18 protein-coding genes are annotated in these 16,304 nt (G+C 56.7%); 9 read left to right on the top strand and 9 right to left on the bottom strand.

Annotation, left to right across the window (positions count from 1 at the left end; translation table 11 throughout):
• Together ACR0JX_RS12705 and ACR0JX_RS12710 are read right to left on the bottom strand one after the other, a co-directional pair.
• Positions 1-1,038, bottom strand: a complete 1,038-nt coding sequence (locus tag ACR0JX_RS12705; protein ID WP_480544185.1) for an efflux RND transporter periplasmic adaptor subunit — start codon at positions 1,036-1,038, stop codon at positions 1-3.
• Entirely contained in the window at positions 1,035-1,502 is a 468-nt protein-coding gene (locus tag ACR0JX_RS12710; RefSeq protein ID WP_480544186.1) for a MarR family winged helix-turn-helix transcriptional regulator, read from the bottom strand. The genes ACR0JX_RS12705 and ACR0JX_RS12710 overlap by 4 nt, the downstream gene beginning before the upstream one ends.
• Positions 1,503-1,667: 165 nt before the next feature.
• Between ACR0JX_RS12710 and ACR0JX_RS12715 the strand changes: the two genes are divergently transcribed.
• Positions 1,668-2,792, top strand: coding sequence for a beta-ketoacyl-ACP synthase III (locus ACR0JX_RS12715; protein ID WP_480544187.1), 1,125 nt, complete (start codon positions 1,668-1,670; stop codon positions 2,790-2,792).
• A 1-nt stretch (position 2,793) separates the two neighbouring features.
• On the opposite strand, the gene ACR0JX_RS12720 is transcribed toward ACR0JX_RS12715, so the two are convergent.
• The gene (locus tag ACR0JX_RS12720) at positions 2,794-4,587 is read right to left on the bottom strand and encodes a hypothetical protein (protein WP_480544188.1); all 1,794 of its coding nucleotides are present in this window, start codon (positions 4,585-4,587) and stop codon (positions 2,794-2,796) included.
• A gap of 118 nt (positions 4,588-4,705) precedes the next feature.
• A complete protein-coding gene (locus ACR0JX_RS12725) occupies positions 4,706-5,167 on the bottom strand; it encodes a hypothetical protein (protein WP_170536584.1) in 462 nt (153 codons plus the stop codon).
• Positions 5,168-5,527: 360 nt separating this feature from the next.
• On the opposite strand from ACR0JX_RS12725, the gene ACR0JX_RS12730 reads away from it, so the two are divergent.
• Positions 5,528-6,106, top strand: coding sequence for a thymidine kinase (locus ACR0JX_RS12730; protein WP_480544189.1), 579 nt, complete (start codon positions 5,528-5,530; stop codon positions 6,104-6,106).
• Between the two features lie 25 nt (positions 6,107-6,131).
• Here ACR0JX_RS12730 and ACR0JX_RS12735 read toward each other — a convergent pair whose 3' ends face one another.
• The 4 genes from ACR0JX_RS12735 to ACR0JX_RS12750 all read right to left on the bottom strand — a co-directional run bounded on the left by ACR0JX_RS12735 (position 6,132) and on the right by ACR0JX_RS12750 (position 8,378).
• The gene (locus ACR0JX_RS12735; RefSeq protein ID WP_353010469.1) at positions 6,132-6,470 is read right to left on the bottom strand and encodes a tRNA-binding protein; all 339 of its coding nucleotides are present in this window, start codon (positions 6,468-6,470) and stop codon (positions 6,132-6,134) included.
• Positions 6,463-7,278, bottom strand: a complete 816-nt coding sequence (gene proC, locus ACR0JX_RS12740; protein WP_480544190.1) for a pyrroline-5-carboxylate reductase — start codon at positions 7,276-7,278, stop codon at positions 6,463-6,465. The genes ACR0JX_RS12735 and proC overlap by 8 nt, the downstream gene beginning before the upstream one ends.
• A gap of 39 nt (positions 7,279-7,317) precedes the next feature.
• Positions 7,318-7,818, bottom strand: coding sequence for a type III secretion system chaperone family protein (locus ACR0JX_RS12745; protein ID WP_170536283.1), 501 nt, complete (start codon positions 7,816-7,818; stop codon positions 7,318-7,320).
• 311 nt (positions 7,819-8,129) lie between these two features.
• On the bottom strand, positions 8,130-8,378 hold the full coding sequence (locus tag ACR0JX_RS12750) for an accessory factor UbiK family protein (RefSeq protein WP_353010465.1): 249 nt from the start codon (positions 8,376-8,378) through the stop codon (positions 8,130-8,132).
• 97 nt (positions 8,379-8,475) lie between these two features.
• On the opposite strand from ACR0JX_RS12750, the gene lgt reads away from it, so the two are divergent.
• The 5 genes from lgt (at position 8,476) to ACR0JX_RS12775 (ending at position 12,688) form a co-directional block, all read left to right on the top strand.
• Complete coding sequence (lgt, locus tag ACR0JX_RS12755; protein ID WP_480544191.1) at positions 8,476-9,363, top strand: prolipoprotein diacylglyceryl transferase; 888 nt, start codon at positions 8,476-8,478, stop codon at positions 9,361-9,363.
• Positions 9,360-10,427, top strand: a complete 1,068-nt coding sequence (locus tag ACR0JX_RS12760) for a class I SAM-dependent methyltransferase (protein ID WP_480544192.1) — start codon at positions 9,360-9,362, stop codon at positions 10,425-10,427. The genes lgt and ACR0JX_RS12760 overlap by 4 nt, the downstream gene beginning before the upstream one ends.
• Positions 10,424-11,182 carry a peptidoglycan editing factor PgeF gene (gene pgeF, locus ACR0JX_RS12765; protein WP_480544193.1) on the top strand — a complete coding sequence of 253 codons (759 nt, stop codon included), beginning with the start codon at positions 10,424-10,426 and terminating at the stop codon, positions 11,180-11,182. The genes ACR0JX_RS12760 and pgeF overlap by 4 nt, the downstream gene beginning before the upstream one ends.
• 269 nt (positions 11,183-11,451) lie before the next feature.
• A complete protein-coding gene (locus tag ACR0JX_RS12770) occupies positions 11,452-11,580 on the top strand; it encodes a hypothetical protein (protein ID WP_480544194.1) in 129 nt (42 codons plus the stop codon).
• Positions 11,581-11,905: 325 nt separating this feature from the next.
• Complete coding sequence (locus tag ACR0JX_RS12775) at positions 11,906-12,688, top strand: Hint domain-containing protein (protein ID WP_480544195.1); 783 nt, start codon at positions 11,906-11,908, stop codon at positions 12,686-12,688.
• A 116-nt stretch (positions 12,689-12,804) separates the two neighbouring features.
• Here ACR0JX_RS12775 and ACR0JX_RS12780 read toward each other — a convergent pair whose 3' ends face one another.
• Positions 12,805-13,305, bottom strand: coding sequence for an Lrp/AsnC family transcriptional regulator (locus ACR0JX_RS12780; RefSeq protein ID WP_170536272.1), 501 nt, complete (start codon positions 13,303-13,305; stop codon positions 12,805-12,807).
• 213 nt (positions 13,306-13,518) lie between these two features.
• On the opposite strand from ACR0JX_RS12780, the gene trxB reads away from it, so the two are divergent.
• Together trxB and ACR0JX_RS12790 are read left to right on the top strand one after the other, a co-directional pair.
• Positions 13,519-14,460 (top strand): thioredoxin-disulfide reductase, encoded by a 942-nt coding sequence (gene trxB / locus ACR0JX_RS12785; protein ID WP_480544196.1) that lies wholly within the window; start codon positions 13,519-13,521, stop codon positions 14,458-14,460.
• A 129-nt stretch (positions 14,461-14,589) separates the two neighbouring features.
• Positions 14,590-16,281 (top strand): adenylate/guanylate cyclase domain-containing protein, encoded by a 1,692-nt coding sequence (locus ACR0JX_RS12790; RefSeq protein WP_480544197.1) that lies wholly within the window; start codon positions 14,590-14,592, stop codon positions 16,279-16,281.
• The last annotated feature ends 23 nt before the right edge of the window (positions 16,282-16,304 follow it).

Genomic DNA, 16,304 nt, shown 5'->3' on the forward strand with positions numbered 1-16,304 from the left:
TCAGTTGGCGAAGCCGGAAAAGCGGCGCACCGCCTGACCATCTGTCAGCACGGCCCCTCCGGCGACGACAATCTCGTCGCCGCTGGACAAGCCAGTCAGCACCCGAACATCGCCTGACTGGGTTGGCTCGATTGTGACGGGCACACGGCGCACTGTGCCCTCATCGGCGCCAGCAGGCGAAAACACCATCACTGAGAGAGCGCCGCTGGCGTCAGAGACAATAGCGGTTGCGGGAATTGTAATGCCCCGATTGTGATCCTGCACCTGCGCAGTCACGGTCACAGAAGACCCAGGCAGAATCTGCAGGCCCTCGGGCGGGGTCAGGCCGAACTGAATACGGAAGGTCTGCCCGACGCTGGAGGACTCGGCATCAAATTCTCGGATCTCCAGCGGGAACACTTCATCGCTGACCGGGAACTTCGCGGTCAGGACAATGTCATCCTGCTGCCCAGTACGCTGGAATAATATCTCTGGCACGTCTACTTCGATCCGCAGCTCGGACATATCGTGGATCCGCACAATTGGCGTACCCGACGAGACGGTTGTAAAGGCTTCGACCGCGCGGCTGGACACCAGCGCATCGAAAGGAGCGGTCAGGGTTGCATGTTCTAGCTCGTATTCCGCATCGCGCAGGGCGATAGCCGCTAACTGTGCTTCAGTCACGGCGTCATCGACGGCAACCTGGCTGGCAGTTGTTCCGCGCAGGCGTGACAAACGGGCTTCGGTCCGGTCTGCCTGTTCCTTTTGCAGCTTTGCCCGATCCAAACGCAGCTGAAAGGGTTCCTGATCAAGGCGCGCAATCAGCTGGCCCTTGGGGATGACAAACCCTTCGGTGACCGGCATTTCGACAATCTGACCTGACACCTGAAAGGCCAGATCGACGGTTTGCCGCGCCGCGACACGCCCGAAGAACTGGCGCGAAAACCCCGGCATCGTCTCCTGCACCAGCATCAACTTAACTGGCTTGGCGACATCCTGTGCAGCCAGCGGTGACGAAAGAACAGTCAGGGCAAGGCCCAGAAAAGTCAGCAATTTCATTTCTTCAGTCCCTCGGGAATTCCCGTTTTCAGAATGGTATCACGGATTTTGTGCGCCAATTGCGCGAATTGAGCGGTCTCGTCCGCATTCAGACCCGACGCGCGGTGGAACAGTGCCCCGGCTTCGGCGACCAGCATGTTTCGGGCATCTTCGCCTTTCGGGGTCAAAACTAACAACCAGGCGCGCCGGTCCATTGGGTCACGCTCCCGCTTGAGGTACCCCGACTTCTCCAGCGCATCTGCCGTCGCCGTGATCGTGGACGGAACGGTCAGCATATCAGCCGCCAGAACGCCCATACGCTTGGGTTGATCCAGTTTGATCAACATGTGGCATTCGGGATGGCTCAGCTCTGTTTCGATGCTCTCAAACGCCTCTTCCAGTTTCCAGTACAGGGCATAGACCCCCATTATCGACTGAATTTCAGGGCTCAGGCGGCAAAGCCTTTCGCTGACATCTTCTGACAAAGGATTTCTCCACTTAGGTGGTCGCCATATACTTCATTATCTGAAATATTCAAGTTATGAAGCTGCGCTAAGGCAAGCTCGCGCTCATTCCCTTGGGTCAACTCCCCTTGATCAAAACCCCCGGTGACTGCATTTTAGGCGGATTCGAAACTTTCAGGACACGTCATGCATACGCCCGCCATCACCGGTACTGGTGTTTTCACGCCAGAAAACGTCATCACCAACGCTGAGCTTGTTCAAGCGTTCAACGCCTATGCTGACAAGCAGAACGCGGAAAACGCCGAAGCCATTGCCAATGGTGAGATGGAGCCGATGCAGCATTCATCGGAAGAGTTCATCGTAAAGGCATCCGGCATCGAAAACCGATATGTCATGGACAAAACCGGCGTACTTGATCCGGACAAGATGTACCCAGCACTGCGTCAGCGCAGCGATGATGAACCGGGTATCATGACGGAAATGGCGATCGACGCTTGCAACAAAGCACTGGCGCAGGCCGGGCGCACCGCCGCGGATGTCGATCTGGTCATTTGCGCTGCTTCGAACCACGAACGGGCCTATCCCGCGGTTGCGATTGAAATCCAACAAGCCCTGGACATTGACGGGTTCGGGTTCGACATGAATGTCGCCTGCTCATCGGCCACATTCGGCATTCAAGCCGCAGCTGACATGGTGCGGTCTGGTTCAATTCGGGCCGCGCTAGTTGTGAACCCTGAGATATGTTCGGGTCATCTGGAATGGCGAGATCGGGATTGCCACTTCATCTTCGGCGACGTGGCAACGGCAACTCTGATCGAACGGATCGAGGACGCACAAGGACCTCATTTCGAGATTCTCTCGACCCGCTGCGCCACAGCATTTTCCAACAACATTCGCAACAACAACGGCTTTCTGCGCCGTTCGCGCCCCGACGGGATGGATGATCGCCGCGACATGCAGTTCATGCAGAACGGTCGCAAGGTCTTCAAGGAAGTGCTGCCCATGGTCAGCAAACATATCAGTGATCACATGAGCGCCGAGGGCGTGGGCAGCGAAGACCTCAAACGTCTCTGGCTGCATCAGGCTAATAAGACCATGAACGATTTTATTGGCAAAAAGGTGCTGGGGCGCGAGCCCGAAGCGGATGAGCAGCCCAATATCCTTCAGGATTATGCCAACACCTCATCTGCCGGTTCGATCATCGCGTTTTCCAAACATTCGGACGACTTGGAAGACGGAGATGTCGGGCTGATCTGTTCGTTTGGCGCTGGCTATTCGGTCGGATCGGTGATCGTAAAACGGCACACCTGACCTAAGACCCCGTCGCATCCTGCACGCGGAAAATCTGGAACACCGCGTCGGCGCTGGAGGGTATCTCCAACACGTTTTCTGGCAGCTTGCCCTGGATTATACCTGCCGGGAACCCATCGCCGTCCGAGACGCTGGACCAATAGGTGGCGCGTGGGTGCGATTTGCAGATCAATATGTAGTCCGCACCCAGTTCGTTAAGACGCGGGCCGGCATCAACCGATTCGGACCGGAACAAGTCAATCTGCGCCAGCATACCGGCCTTGTTCCGATGGTAATTCCCCGCCAAAACCGAATGATCCGTATGCCGCAGGATCTGAGCGGCATAGTCGAAATCAGCGATTATGAAGCCCGGCTCAAGCTCCTGCAGCGGAAGAATGGCCTGCTGGGTGTTACATTCAAAAGCCGGTGCCGCTGTTTGCTCAGCCCCCGGTTCGTTCGAGGTTGTTCGGGGCGCTATACGATCCTCAATCGCGGAACCCGTTTTCGGTGACATGAAGACGACAAACAGAATCATCAGAATCCCAAAGGCCGAGCGGCCCTCGGCCCTGTATCTGCGATACAACACGGCCAGAACCTGCGCCTGCACGGCGACCAATGACATGGTCAGGAACGTCATCAGTCGGGACTGATACAAGAACAGAACAAGCCCCGCAGCAATCAGGCACAGAAACAGGGTGTATTCGATTTTCGCATCACTCCTACGGATGAACATCACAGATACAAGGATCAGGAAAATCGAGATCAGGATCAGGGCAATCGTCTCACCTGCATGTCTTTGCAGGACCACCAGAACGTTCTGAGACTCGGTGATCTGGCTGAGCCAAAATTGCCTGATGGCCAGCGGCATTTGATCAATTGGGTTTCCAAGACAATAGGGTGCATAAACATACGCCGCGAACACCGCGACGGCTGCAACCAACACAAGGCTTGTGAAACGCCCCCAGACAGCGCTTTGTGAGGTTAAGGCAGCCGCAACAAGCAATCCCAGCGCAGCCAGGCTAAGTGGTAATGCGACGCTGAGCGTCAGAGCATCGCAGCCTGGATAGAAGAAACTGGTGCGGCTGGCCGTCGCAAGGATTGCCACGAGCAAAGTCGCCAAAATCCCAAGGCACATCGCGATGGTTCTGCGCCGGGCCTCGGACCCCGACAGGGCCCAGTCGAGCGCTGCAAAAACTGCGATCAAGGCGATCTGTGCCAGCGACTCAGTGCCGATCGAAAGAGACAGTGCCAGACACGCGCCCAACCACAACCCGGCGTACCGCCTGTCTTGCCGTTGCGCAAAGAACATTAACGCCGCGGCAAACAGCAGAATCTGCAAACCGTGGTGATCAAAGGAATACTGATCGAACTTGCCTGAGTTCAGCAGGGCCAAAACGCCAAAAAGCAGCGCTGCAACCGCCCCTTCACGCCCGCCCAACGCGCCGCCTGTTGCTGCAAAAGCCCAAAGGGTGAGACCCGCCAGCAAGGTAGGCCAGACAAAGCCGGTAACCGCAAAGGCGGCTTCAGACGGCAAGAACACAGCACTGAGTTCATAAATCACCAAAATCGGTGCATCCACGAACCGGGACCAATGCATCAGCGTCCCCTCGCCTGGACCCAAACGATGCTGATAGGGGTCGAACCACCCCTGCCCGTTCCGCAAATCCTGAACCGAGACCCAGCGCATGAAGTCATCCGGCCCATCAATCGGACCCGCCAAAGTCATCAAGGCGACAAGGATCACCAAAGCAAACCAGTACAGGCGGAAAACCAACCTGTCGGACAGGATGCTATACGCCTCATGCCGTGTGTTCATTTTGGATTGCCTTTGACCGACCTGTCTTGGACGCTTTCATATCGACCAGAAATGACGGAATTGAGGCACCAGGCATCCGCACCAGAGCCTTGACGCATCACAGGGCTTGGGCCCTTGCTCAGCTGACGCTTTCTTCTTCCAGATGCAACTTCATCTCGATCAGAACCTGTTGTAGAAGGCTGGTTTCTTTCAGCAAACGCTTTGCCTCGTTCACGGTGATGATACCGTCTTCGATGGCGGCCTGGTATTCTGTCATCAGCATCGCAAAACGCTGGCTCAGGGCGATGACATCCGAGTTTACGCCACCAGTACGAGGTGCATCAGTATTACGTCCATCATAGGACAGCGTGATATTTTTGAGATCAGCCAACGCCGATGTGACATGCGGATAGGATGCGGCGTTTTCAAGTCGGGCGACCGCATCCACGGGCATGAACCGGTCGGCATGTTCCGCGTTGTCGGAATAATACCGGCCAAGTGTCGCCTTGGATTTTCCGGTAATCTCACAGGCCGCTTCGATTCCCACGTCTTTGACCAGCGCCTCGGTGTGTTTCTTCAGATAAGCCCCGATATCTGCCATTGTTTTACCTTTGTTACCTGCATCCGCTGTTCCACCGCCAGTATTGGGGGAAAGCGCCGGGAAATTTCCCATAACAGAGTCATAATTGAAATGTCATACATTGGCTATCCCTCAGATATGCGGGGGATTTTGTGAGTGAGTGGCGGCAGTTCCTGCCGGTAACGAGTGAACGTGAGGCAAGATTATTGGGTCTCACGCTGTTCAGGCCTAATGAAGGCCGATAGCGTCGCTGTTGTAGGCGCAGGGGTTCCATCCCCAAAGAGCCTGTGCTCGACCTTTGCAACTGCAATGGCGGCGTCTATTTTTTCAGGTGTTTTTTGAAGCCTTGTTCCGTCCGCCGATGCGATTTAGACCCGGCTCATGGCAAAGCTGTATTTTAACTATTCAACCATGAACGCGGGCAAATCGACCGTGTTGCTGCAGGCCTCGCACAACTATCGTGAGCGCGGCATGGAAACTTATCTGATGACGGCAGCCGTTGACGGGCGCGACGGCCAGGGACGTATCGCATCGCGTATCGGGATTTCGGAACAGGCAGACACCTTTCGACCCGATGATGATGTGTTTGTGATGATTGATGCCCGCCTAAAACGCGGCGCCGTCGCCTGTGTGTTTATTGATGAGGCTCAGTTTTTATCTGAGGATCAAGTCTGGCAACTGGCCCGCGCCGTCGATGACCTGAATGTCCCGGTTCTGGCCTACGGGTTGCGCGTCGACTTTCAGGGTAAGTTGTTTCCCGGCTCTGCCGCTCTATTGGCCCTGGCCGATGAAATGCGCGAGGTTCGCACCATCTGCAAATGCGGGCGCAAAGCCACTATGGTGATTCGTCAGGACGCGAACGGCAACGCAATCACCGAAGGCGCGCAGGTGCAGATCGGCGGGAATGAGACCTATGTCTCACTTTGCCGCAAACACTGGCGCGAGGCTGTCGGCGACTAGTTTCAGACACAGACCCAAAGTGTGTTCAGTGCATACGGCCGCCCAAAGGAACCTTCCCATCCGGTCCGATCAGCATGATCTCACCGCTTTCATCTGGCAGACCCAGAACCAGAACTTCGGACATAAATTTGCCAATCTGGCGCGGCGGAAAATTGACAACGGCCATGACCTGCTTGCCCACCAAAGTAGCGGGATCGTAATGGGCTGTGATCTGGGCCGAGGTTTTTCGCTCACCAATCTCATCACCAAAATCGATCCACATCTTGATCGCGGGCTTGCGGGCCTCGGGATAGGGTTCGGCACGGATGACCTCACCAACCCGGATATCCACTTTAAGAAAATCATCAAAGCTGATTTCACGCACGAGATAATTCCTTTGACCGGTCCGTCGCGGCTTTGACCGCGCGGTGCAGAAGATCGGGGAAGCCGTCCTTTTCATCCATCAACACCTTAAGCGCAGCCTGAGTGGTGCCGTTGGGTGAGGTGACGTTGAGGCGTAGCTGCGTCGGGCCGTCTTCGGCAGCGATGGCAAGCGCCCCTGCCCCGGCAACCGTAGACTTGGCCAGTTTCATGGCCAGATCATCCGGCAACCCTTGTGCTGCACCCGCAGCCGCCAGTGTTTCAATCAAATGGAACACATAGGCCGGACCTGAACCGCTGACACCGGTGACCGCATCAATCTGCGCCTCTTCCGACAGTCGGACGGTTTCACCAATCGCGGCAAGAAGGTCCTCGGCCAGTTTCTGTTCCTCCTCGCTTACATGCGCATTGCCAATCATCGCCGTGATCCCCCGCCGGATCGCCGCCGGTGTGTTGGGCATGGCGCGAATGATCGGGGTGCCTGCGCCCAAAACACTCTCGAATGTTGCAATCGACGTACCCGCGGCGACAGACACGAACAGGCTGCCACCACCGCCCAGCACCTGAATGGCAGGCAGAGCATCCCCCATCATCTGCGGTTTAACGGCAACCAGAACAACAGCAGGCGCGTTCGGCAATGTGGTGTTGATATGAACGCCCTGCGCCCGCAGCCAATCTGAGGGATAAGGATCGATCACCCAAACGGATGAAGCGGGCAGACCGTGTTCCAGCCAACCCGCCAACATCGCGGACCCCATCTTTCCGCAACCCAAAAGCACCAGGCCGTTTTCGGCCACGCGCGACATGTCCATGATTGCCCCTCCCCTTACATATCGGTTCGGGGCAAAGCTTTACGCCCGGCCGTATGCCTCTGCAATGGCAACCTGTATCGCATCTTCCGGATCGCGATTGCCCCATGTGACCAGTTGAATTGCGGGGTAGTAGCGTTCAGCGCTCATGACCGCAGCTGAGATCATGGTGTTGATCTGATCCGGGCTGGCCATCTGGCCACCAGCCAGAACCAGGCCATAACGGTAAACCATCAGCTTTTGGTTTGCCCAGTAGGTAAACGCACCCGCCCAGCACTGATCGTTCATCTTGTTCAGCAGCTCATAAAGCTCACTCTCACGCTCGGATGGGGGTTCCATCTCGAACGAACAGACCATGCGCAGTGTTTCGTCATAGTTCGACCAGGCCAGCGTGATTGAATATGTCCGCCACTGTCCTTCAACCGCCATGGCGATCTGGTCGTCACCGATGCGATCAAAATCCCAGTCGTGATGTTCGGCCAGGTGCTCAACAATATCGATTGGATGAAGGTCTTCTTCGAGAAACTGCTCGGAAAGGGCCATAATGCCACCTCACTTATCTCTAGCATGTTGGGGCTGGCAGCGCCCCAGCGCTAGTTGCCTGCTCTACAAGCCGGGCTTCCCCCGTAGGCCTGTACTAAATATGGTGCGACGCGAGGCGAGTTCTGGCAACCCTATTTCTTGGGGATAACAGCAATAAGTTGTGGACAGCTGGCAACGACGATCAAAATATTGGCGTTGGATGCAGCTTTGTCTTGATTAAATCCTGCAAGGCGGCAAGATACACAGCACCGCACAAACCGGGAAAGGTCTGCGCGGTGCTCGGTGTTTTCAGAAAATCAAACGTGTGGGCGCTATTTGTCCAGTTTCGCCTCAAGCGCGGCGATGCGGGCTTCGAGCGCCGTGTTCTCCTCGCGCGCTTTCTGAGCCATCGCGCGCACCGCATCAAACTCTTCCCGCGTTACGAAATCCCGGTCTGCCAGCCAGCGGTCCAGCATTGATTTCATCGCGTTCTCGGCCTCTTCCCGCGCGCCCTGCGCCACGCCCATGGCGTTGGTCATCAACTGAGAGACATCGTCGAGGATCTTGTTGCGGGTTTGCATGGCTTTACTCCGATAACGCTGTTGCTCTCTATATGGGGGATGATTGGCGCAGGCTCAAGGTTGACTTGCCATGCAAACCCCGGGCAATGAGACGCACATGCAGGCTGTTCTGAATTTCCCCGATCTGTCACCCGAACTCTTCTCGATCTCATTGTTCGGGATGGAGTTCGCTCTGAGGTGGTACGCATTGGCCTATATCGCGGGCATCCTGATCGCCTGGCGAATGGCTGTCATTGCCTTGCGGCGGCCTGCATTGTGGCGCAACGATGCACCGCCGATGCAGCCCGAACAGTTGGAGGACCTGATGACCTGGATCATTCTAGGCGTCATCCTCGGTGGGCGCCTTGGCTTCGTTCTGTTTTATCAACCAGCCTACTACCTAGCGCACCCGGTGGATATTCTGAAAGTCTGGCAAGGCGGCATGGCATTTCATGGCGGTCTGTTGGGGGTCATCGTTGCGTCTTACCTCTATGCGCGTCGTCATGCCCTGCCGATCCTGTCGCTGGGTGATCTGGTGGCCTATGCTGTGCCGCCCGGCCTGTTGCTGGGACGTTTGGCCAACTTCACCAACGCCGAATTATGGGGTCGCCCGAGCGAGCTGCCCTGGGCCGTGATCTTCCCCGGCACTGCCGCGCAGGATTGCCCAGGCGTCGTTGCGGGCTTTTGCGCGCGTCATCCATCGCAGCTTTATGAAGCCGCACTTGAAGGGTTGATCTTGGGTGCCGTGCTTCTGTGGCTGGTCTATCGCCGCGGTGCCTTTCGCAAACCCGGCCTGATCATGGGCGTGTTCCTCGCGGGCTATGGTGCCTCACGGTTCATTGTCGAGTTCTTTCGGCAGCCGGATGCTCAGTTCGTCTCACCCGGCAACCCGTTGGGCTTGGCCTGGCAGGTCGGAGGCTACGGCCTGACAATGGGCCAGGTATTATCGCTTCCGATGATCGCCATTGGCCTGTGGTTTGCCCTGCGTGCCCGGCGGGCGGCATGACGCTAAAGGACCATCTGATCGGTCGCATTCACCATGATGGCCCGATGAGCGTGGCTGACTTCATGTCTGAATGCCTGCTGCATCCCACGCTGGGTTACTACAGCACGCGCGACCCGTTTGGGGAGCAAGGGGATTTCATTACCGCCCCCGAGATCAGCCAGATGTTCGGAGAACTGATCGGTCTGTCACTTGCACAAAGCTGGATGGATCAGGGTTGCCCGAGCCCATTTACTTTGGCCGAGCTTGGCCCCGGACGCGGGACTTTGATGTCCGATATCCTGCGCGCCACCCGGCAGGTTCCAGGATTTCACGAAGCAGCACAGATGTATCTGGTCGAAGCTTCGACCGCGCTTAGACAGGTTCAGGCGAAAAAGCTGGGCCAGTACACGCCCAATTGGATCGGCGCTACCACCGAACTGCCCGAACAGCCCCTGTACCTGGTCGCTAATGAGTTCTTTGACGCCCTGCCCATTCGCCAGTTCATCCGAGAGGGCGAAGGTTGGCGAGAACGACGGATTGGCGTGACTGAAGGCGGTCTTGCATTCGGTCTGGGACCTAATGCGCCTCAGATTGCCTTGAACGACAGGCTCGGCGACACAAAGGATGGCGACCTTGTCGAAATATGCGTGGCCGCAACCCCAATCGTGACGGATATCGCCGCCCGGACAGCTTCCCATGGCGGAGTGACTTTGATCATCGACTACGGCGATTGGCGCTCGCTGGGCGATACGCTGCAAGCCGTGAAAGCGCATGAGAAGGTTAAACCGTTGGACAATCCGGGTCAGTCTGATCTGACCTCGCATGTTGATTTTGAGCCGCTGGCAATGGCGGCCCGTGCTTCAGGATGCGCGCATACCCGGCTGACGCCACAAGGCGTGTTTCTGGAACGATTGGGGATCACCGCACGCGCGCAGGCATTGACAAAAAACCTGAACGTGCCAGAGCAGAAACGCCTTATCAGCGCACATCGCCGGTTGACGCATCCTGATGAAATGGGAAACCTGTTCAAAGTGCTGGGCCTGTACCCTGCACAATCAGCACCACCGCCGGGACTGGAGCCATGACACTGGAAATCTTGACCTCCGACATGCTGTCGCCCGTGCGGCACGGGTTCTTTACACGACGAGGCGGCGCGTCTTCTGGTATCTTTGCCGGTTTGAATTGCGGGCACGGATCGTCGGATCAGACACAAGCTGTTGCGCTGAACCGAAACAGGGTCGCGGCAGCCATGGAAGTGACGCCTGAGCGGCTGATTGGCATTCATCAGGTCCATTCACCAACCGTTCTGACAATTGATGCGCCGTTACAGGGCGAGAAACCCAAAGCTGATGCAATTGTTACCGCAACTCCCGATCTTGCGCTGACCATACTGACCGCCGATTGCCAACCGGTTCTTTTTGCCGATCCCGAGGCTAAAGTAATCGGTGCCGCCCATGCCGGATGGCGTGGGGCGCTGGACGGCGTGCTGGAAGCAACGCTTGACGCGATGGAGGCGTTGGGCGCGCAACGTGCAAACATCCGCGCCGCAATCGGACCATCCATCTCGCAGCGCGCCTACGAAGTCGGCCCCGAGTTTCTGGATGATTTTCTGGCAGAGTCCCCGAATAACAGCCGTTTCTTTGCAAATGGGCAGGAAGATCGGATGCAATTTGACCTGCCAGCATTTGGGCTTCACCGGCTGCGCCAGGCGGGCGTTGGCCAGGCCGAATGGACCCGGCATTGCACCTATTCCGACCCTGACCGGTTCTATTCTTACCGACGCGCAACCCATTCGAAAGAAGCGGATTACGGCCGTTTGATTTCTGCGATCCGGTTATAGAAATAGTTCCAATTAAGGCGAAATCGCCACCTTTCCGCCACAATCATTGTGTTTATCTGAAGGCAGAATCGTAGTGTTTTTGCCAGTGTTCAGATCGTTACCTGACGTCCACACAAGTGGACTCTGGCGCTTCAAATTGGAGGAGTTGCCAAACTTCACTTTCAGTCCTGATTTTATCCCGGATAAGCCACAACTCTGCCGCAAAACGGCGTGATCTTGGCTGCACAAGGGAAAAAGGGCAGCAAGCCCTATCAATACAGGATCAGAGAATGAAATCGAAAACTCGCTTTCTAAACGCGGTCTTAGCTGCGGCGCAGGACCAGAATCTGGAAATGCCATGGAAACGGGTTTCAAGCCATTCTGTCAGGGTCGCTCGCCGGTTGATGGCGCGGCGCTGAACCAGAAAACCACCAGGGCCAAGCTGCCGGTCCTGCGGTGGAGCGCGTATCGGGAATGCTTCGGCCCGGTGTACGTGGGATCGCCTACAACAGCGATCCTTTGTTCAGGAGTGTGTGTGCGGGCAATTTGCGCCCGCAAAGTACGAGTTTGCCTGGGGGGTCAATGTGTTGACCAATGGAAAGCGAAGGTTTTGTCGCTGTGCACCGCCGACATGGCAGTGCCCAAGGGTTCCTCATTTATTTCAGGGCAAAGAACTATTCCGTTGGACGGGCCTGTACGGGGGTATGCCTCGTCTGTTCGGAGATTAGAAAGGAAGGAATATAAGTGACTATTCCTAGTTCACTGGCCCGTGCGGCCCGCAATGCGGTTGATACATCCGCTTTGCTGCGCGAGGTTCCAAGACAAGCATCAAAGCCAAAGGCGCAACTGCGCCGATATGAGGTAAGCGCTCTGCTCGACAATGGGGATGTCGCGCAAACACGCCATATCGCACCAGCATTGCCCATGTTCGAAGACGCATTTTGCGCCTTCTCACGTGGATCACTGGTGGAAACCGAACATGGCCCTATGGCAATTGAAGACCTTATGCCGGGGGATACCGTCCTGACACAGGATGGAACCTCGGAAACCGTGGTCTGGAAAGGGTCAGTCACTCTGATCCCAGGGCGCGAAGATTCGTATGGGCGCACACGCCCTCTGACACGGATCATGGCGGATACGTTCGGCATGCAGAAGCCTTTGTCCGGTGTGATCGCCGGCCCGGCGGCGCGATTGCTGGGCACGCCGGGGCATCTGCGGCACATTTATGGGGACGGGCCGGTTCTGACACCAGCGTCAGAGTTTCAGGACGGCATGAACGTTATTGAAACAATGCCGCCAACTCCGGTAGAGTTGTTTCACATTTGCTTGAAGAAGCATTCGGTCATTCGCGTTGATGGGTTGCAGTTTGAAACCTATCATCCAGGGGTAAACGCGGTTCGTTTGATCAGCCATTCTCTACGCTCGATCTATTTGAATCTGTTCGCGCATGTCGAAACACTGAACGATTTCGGCCCGTTGCTGATGCCGCGCGCCGGAGACGGAGAGGTCGACGCTCTGACGGCGTGAAATTTACATACTACTGCAGAGCGGGGGCATCATGCAGATTTTACTAAGCTGGATTGTATCCTTGGCGGTGGCGGCAATGCTGCCACCCTGCCAGCCACATCCAAAACAAACGCGGTTCACGCGGTACGGTTCATACGCTCTTCCAGAACGTCGAATGGTACGCCTGGCTCGTCTTTTGCGCCTCGGATAACAAGCGAGGTTTTTACGCTGGCCACATTCGGCGTGGTCAGCAGTTCACCCGTCAGGAATTGCTGAAAGCTGCTCAGGTCGGGGGCGACGCATTTCAGAATGAAATCCACCTCGCCGTTGAGCATGTGGCATTCACGGACCAGCGGCCATTCCCGGCAACGTTCTTCGAATGCGCGCAGTTCGGATTCAGCCTGACTGTCCAGGCCGACCATGGCAAAAACTTGAACTTCAAATCCCAATTCACGCGCGTTTACCGCTGCGTGGTAGCTGTTGATGTAGCCTGAGTCTTCCAAAGTGCGCACACGGCGCAGACACGGCGGCGCTGAAATACCGACACGTTTGGCAAGCTCAACATTGGTCATCCGACCATCAGCCTGCAGCTCTGCCAGAATCTTGCGATCAATCTCATCCAGCCGTGTGGTGACCATAAAATGCTCCTGATTTTTCGGTTCTTATATCAGCACCCACCGCTTGCGCAATAATCTTTCGCTGTTGCGCAATATTCTTTGTTTTCAAATCGCAAAAACCACCAAGCCCCTGCCCCGTTCGTGAACAGGAAAGGGCTTTAAGCCCTGCGCGCACGCCGCTATATCGGTGCGACGGGCGAAACGCCCAAGTCAGGCATTTCGAGCGGGGGTACCATGGCCGAGACACGACACACCAAGGTTCTGATCATCGGATCGGGACCTGCAGGATATACCGCAGGCGTCTATGCGAGCCGGGCCATGCTGGAACCCATTCTGGTGCAAGGCATCGAACCGGGTGGTCAGCTGACCACAACGACCGAGGTCGAGAACTGGCCTGGCGATACCGAGGTTCAGGGCCCTGATCTGATGGTACGCATGCAGGATCACGCCAAGGCCATGGGCTGCGAGGTGATCGGCGATATCATCAGCGATCTGGACCTCAGCAAGCGCCCCTTTTCCGCCAAGGGCGACAGCGGCACCATCTATACTGCGGATGCTGTTATTCTAGCCACAGGCGCCCGCGCCAAATGGCTTGGTCTGCCATCGGAAGAGAAATTCAAGGGCTTTGGCGTCTCGGCCTGCGCAACCTGCGACGGTTTCTTCTATCGCGGGCAAGAGATCGTTGTGATCGGAGGCGGCAACACGGCCGTGGAAGAGGCTTTGTTCCTGACTAACTTTGCCAGCAAAGTGACCCTGATCCACCGCCGGGATGAGTTGCGCGCCGAGAAAATCCTGCAAGATCGCCTGTTCAAGAACGAAAAGATCGAACCCCTTTGGTTCCACCAATTGGAAGAAGTCGTTGGTACGGATGCGCCACTGGGTGTTGAAGGCGTTCGGGTCAAAAACGTACAGACAGGGGACATTACCGAGATCCCTTGCAAAGGTGTTTTCGTCGCCATCGGCCACGCACCCGCCAATGAGTTGGTCAAAGACACACTGGAAACACACATGGGCGGCTATGTCGTGACCAAGCCGGGCTCGACCGAAACCTCAATCCCAGGCGTGTTTGCTGCGGGCGATCTGACCGATCACATCTACCGCCAGGCCGTCACCAGCGCGGGCATGGGCTGCATGGCCGCCCTGGATGCCGAGCGTTTTCTGGCCGAACAGGAATAGAAAGGCGCGCAGAGGTTTCGGGGCAGGTCGAACTCTCTGCCCTTCTACCTTCGGCGGTTCAGGTCGGCTTGACCCGTGCAAGCCTGCCCCTCACACTCCACCCTAACGAAGCATTCGCGGGTACCGGCATTGGATAACGCACTTTGGCGCGGCGGGTGGGCAGCCCAACTTCGGATTGGCAGCGGCCTGATCCTGTTTGTTTTCGCGTTTTTTCACTTTATCAATATCGGGCTGGGCCTGTTTCACACCGACTATCTGCATGGGATGCAGGATGGTCGTAAGGCGATCACCCGACACAATGCCGTCAGCCTGCTGTTCTATGCCGCGCTGATCCTTCACGCGGCCCTTGCGGTGATCTCGGTCATCCAGCGCAGAACATTGCGGATGCCGTTCAGTTCAGCATTGCAGATTGTGCTGGGGCTGCTGATCCCCTTGCAGTTAATCGCGCATATCGTCCACACCCGTGTCGCGCATGAGGTGTTCGACGTCAATGATGAGATGGGGTACATCATTATACTGATGTGGCCCAGCTCAGCCATCTGGATGCAAAGCCTGCTGCTGCTGATCGTCTGGATACATGGCTGTATCGGCCTACATATGTGGCTGCGCCTGACCAGCTGGTGGTCAAAAACTGTTCCCTATCTGATCGGCGTGGCGGTTTTTGTGCCCTCTTTTGCCTTGGCCGGTGTATTAACTGAGGGCCGGCGCATCTGGGTGGATTTCGCAGATGAGTTTCTGCGTGAGCAATACATTGAGCACTATAACTGGCCATCGCCTGAAACCTTCAGCGTCCTGCTCGCTATGAAGAACAACGCCGTTCTGGGCTTTCTGGTCACGCTCGGCGCATGCGGGATCTTCTTTCTAGGTCGCAAGCTTTGGCGTCGCAGGCATTCGGTGCGGATCGCCTATGCGCAAGGCCCAGATGTGGTTGCAGAAAAGGGCATGACATTGCTTGAAATATCTCAAGCCAACGGCATCCCACACACGGCGCTGTGCGGTGGCAAGGGGCGTTGCACCACATGCCGTGTCATTGTCGAAGATGGCAGCGAAGGGCTGGAGGCCCCGAGTGAGGTCGAGGCCCGCAGCCTGGCTGCGGTGGGCGCCTCACCCCAAACCCGGCTCGCCTGCCAAATCCGCCCAACCGACCCGCTGACTGTGTTTCGCGTCTTTCGCCCGGATGGCGAGCGGAATCGAGGGCACGCCAGCCAAGGACAGGAACGGCAATTGGCCGTGCTGTTTTTGGATATGCGGGGTTTTACGGCGCGTACGACCGGGCAGCTTCCTTACGACATCGTCTTTCTGTTGAACCGGTTCTTTGACGCCATAGTCCCGGCCATCACCGATGCGGGCGGCGTAGTCGACAAATACATGGGTGATGGGTTGTTGGCCGTGTTTAACAAAGCCAACGCCGCCGTCTCTGCCAAATCAGGGCTAGACGCTGCGATTGAAATCAGCCTTGCTCTGGAAGGTTTCAACCAACGCCTCGCAGCCGAAGGAAGCCCGGGCATTCGTATCGGAATGGGCCTGCATCTAGGTGATCTGGTGCTGGGTGAAATCGGCGCCGCAGGGCACGCCTCGCAGACCATTATCGGCGATGCTGTCAATGTCGCCAGCCGCCTTGAAAGCGAGACCAAAGCACTTGGGGTCGAACTGCTGGTATCGGACGAATTGTTGCAAGCGGCGGGGGTTGCGATCGATCCCGAGCAGATCCGATTGTTCCAACTACGTGGCGTGACCGAACCGGTTCCCGCTGTGCCTGTCACACGTGCCGCAGAGCTAAGCGACCTCACCACCAGAGAAGAACAAGCATCCTCTGCCTGATTGCATCGCGCTACCGAAACAGA

The organism is Ruegeria sp. AH7 (assembly GCF_056541325.1).

Bases quoted from the DNA above. Each gene is read 5' to 3' on its own strand.
- ACR0JX_RS12705 (WP_480544185.1), bottom strand. From the start codon at position 1,038: ATGAAATTGCTGACTTTTCTGGGCCTTGCCCTGACTGTTCTTTCGTCA.
- ACR0JX_RS12715 (WP_480544187.1), top strand. From the start codon at position 1,668: ATGCATACGCCCGCCATCACCGGTACTGGTGTTTTCACGCCAGAAAAC.
- ACR0JX_RS12720 (WP_480544188.1), bottom strand. From the start codon at position 4,587: ATGAACACACGGCATGAGGCGTATAGCATCCTGTCCGACAGGTTGGTT.
- ACR0JX_RS12725 (WP_170536584.1), bottom strand. From the start codon at position 5,167: ATGGCAGATATCGGGGCTTATCTGAAGAAACACACCGAGGCGCTGGTC.
- ACR0JX_RS12730 (WP_480544189.1), top strand. From the start codon at position 5,528: ATGGCAAAGCTGTATTTTAACTATTCAACCATGAACGCGGGCAAATCG.
- proC (WP_480544190.1), bottom strand. From the start codon at position 7,278: ATGGACATGTCGCGCGTGGCCGAAAACGGCCTGGTGCTTTTGGGTTGC.
- ACR0JX_RS12745 (WP_170536283.1), bottom strand. From the start codon at position 7,818: ATGGCCCTTTCCGAGCAGTTTCTCGAAGAAGACCTTCATCCAATCGAT.
- ACR0JX_RS12750 (WP_353010465.1), bottom strand. From the start codon at position 8,378: ATGCAAACCCGCAACAAGATCCTCGACGATGTCTCTCAGTTGATGACC.
- lgt (WP_480544191.1), top strand. From the start codon at position 8,476: ATGCAGGCTGTTCTGAATTTCCCCGATCTGTCACCCGAACTCTTCTCG.
- ACR0JX_RS12760 (WP_480544192.1), top strand. From the start codon at position 9,360: ATGACGCTAAAGGACCATCTGATCGGTCGCATTCACCATGATGGCCCG.
- pgeF (WP_480544193.1), top strand. From the start codon at position 10,424: ATGACACTGGAAATCTTGACCTCCGACATGCTGTCGCCCGTGCGGCAC.
- ACR0JX_RS12770 (WP_480544194.1), top strand. From the start codon at position 11,452: ATGAAATCGAAAACTCGCTTTCTAAACGCGGTCTTAGCTGCGGCGCAG.
- ACR0JX_RS12780 (WP_170536272.1), bottom strand. From the start codon at position 13,305: ATGGTCACCACACGGCTGGATGAGATTGATCGCAAGATTCTGGCAGAG.
- trxB (WP_480544196.1), top strand. From the start codon at position 13,519: ATGGCCGAGACACGACACACCAAGGTTCTGATCATCGGATCGGGACCT.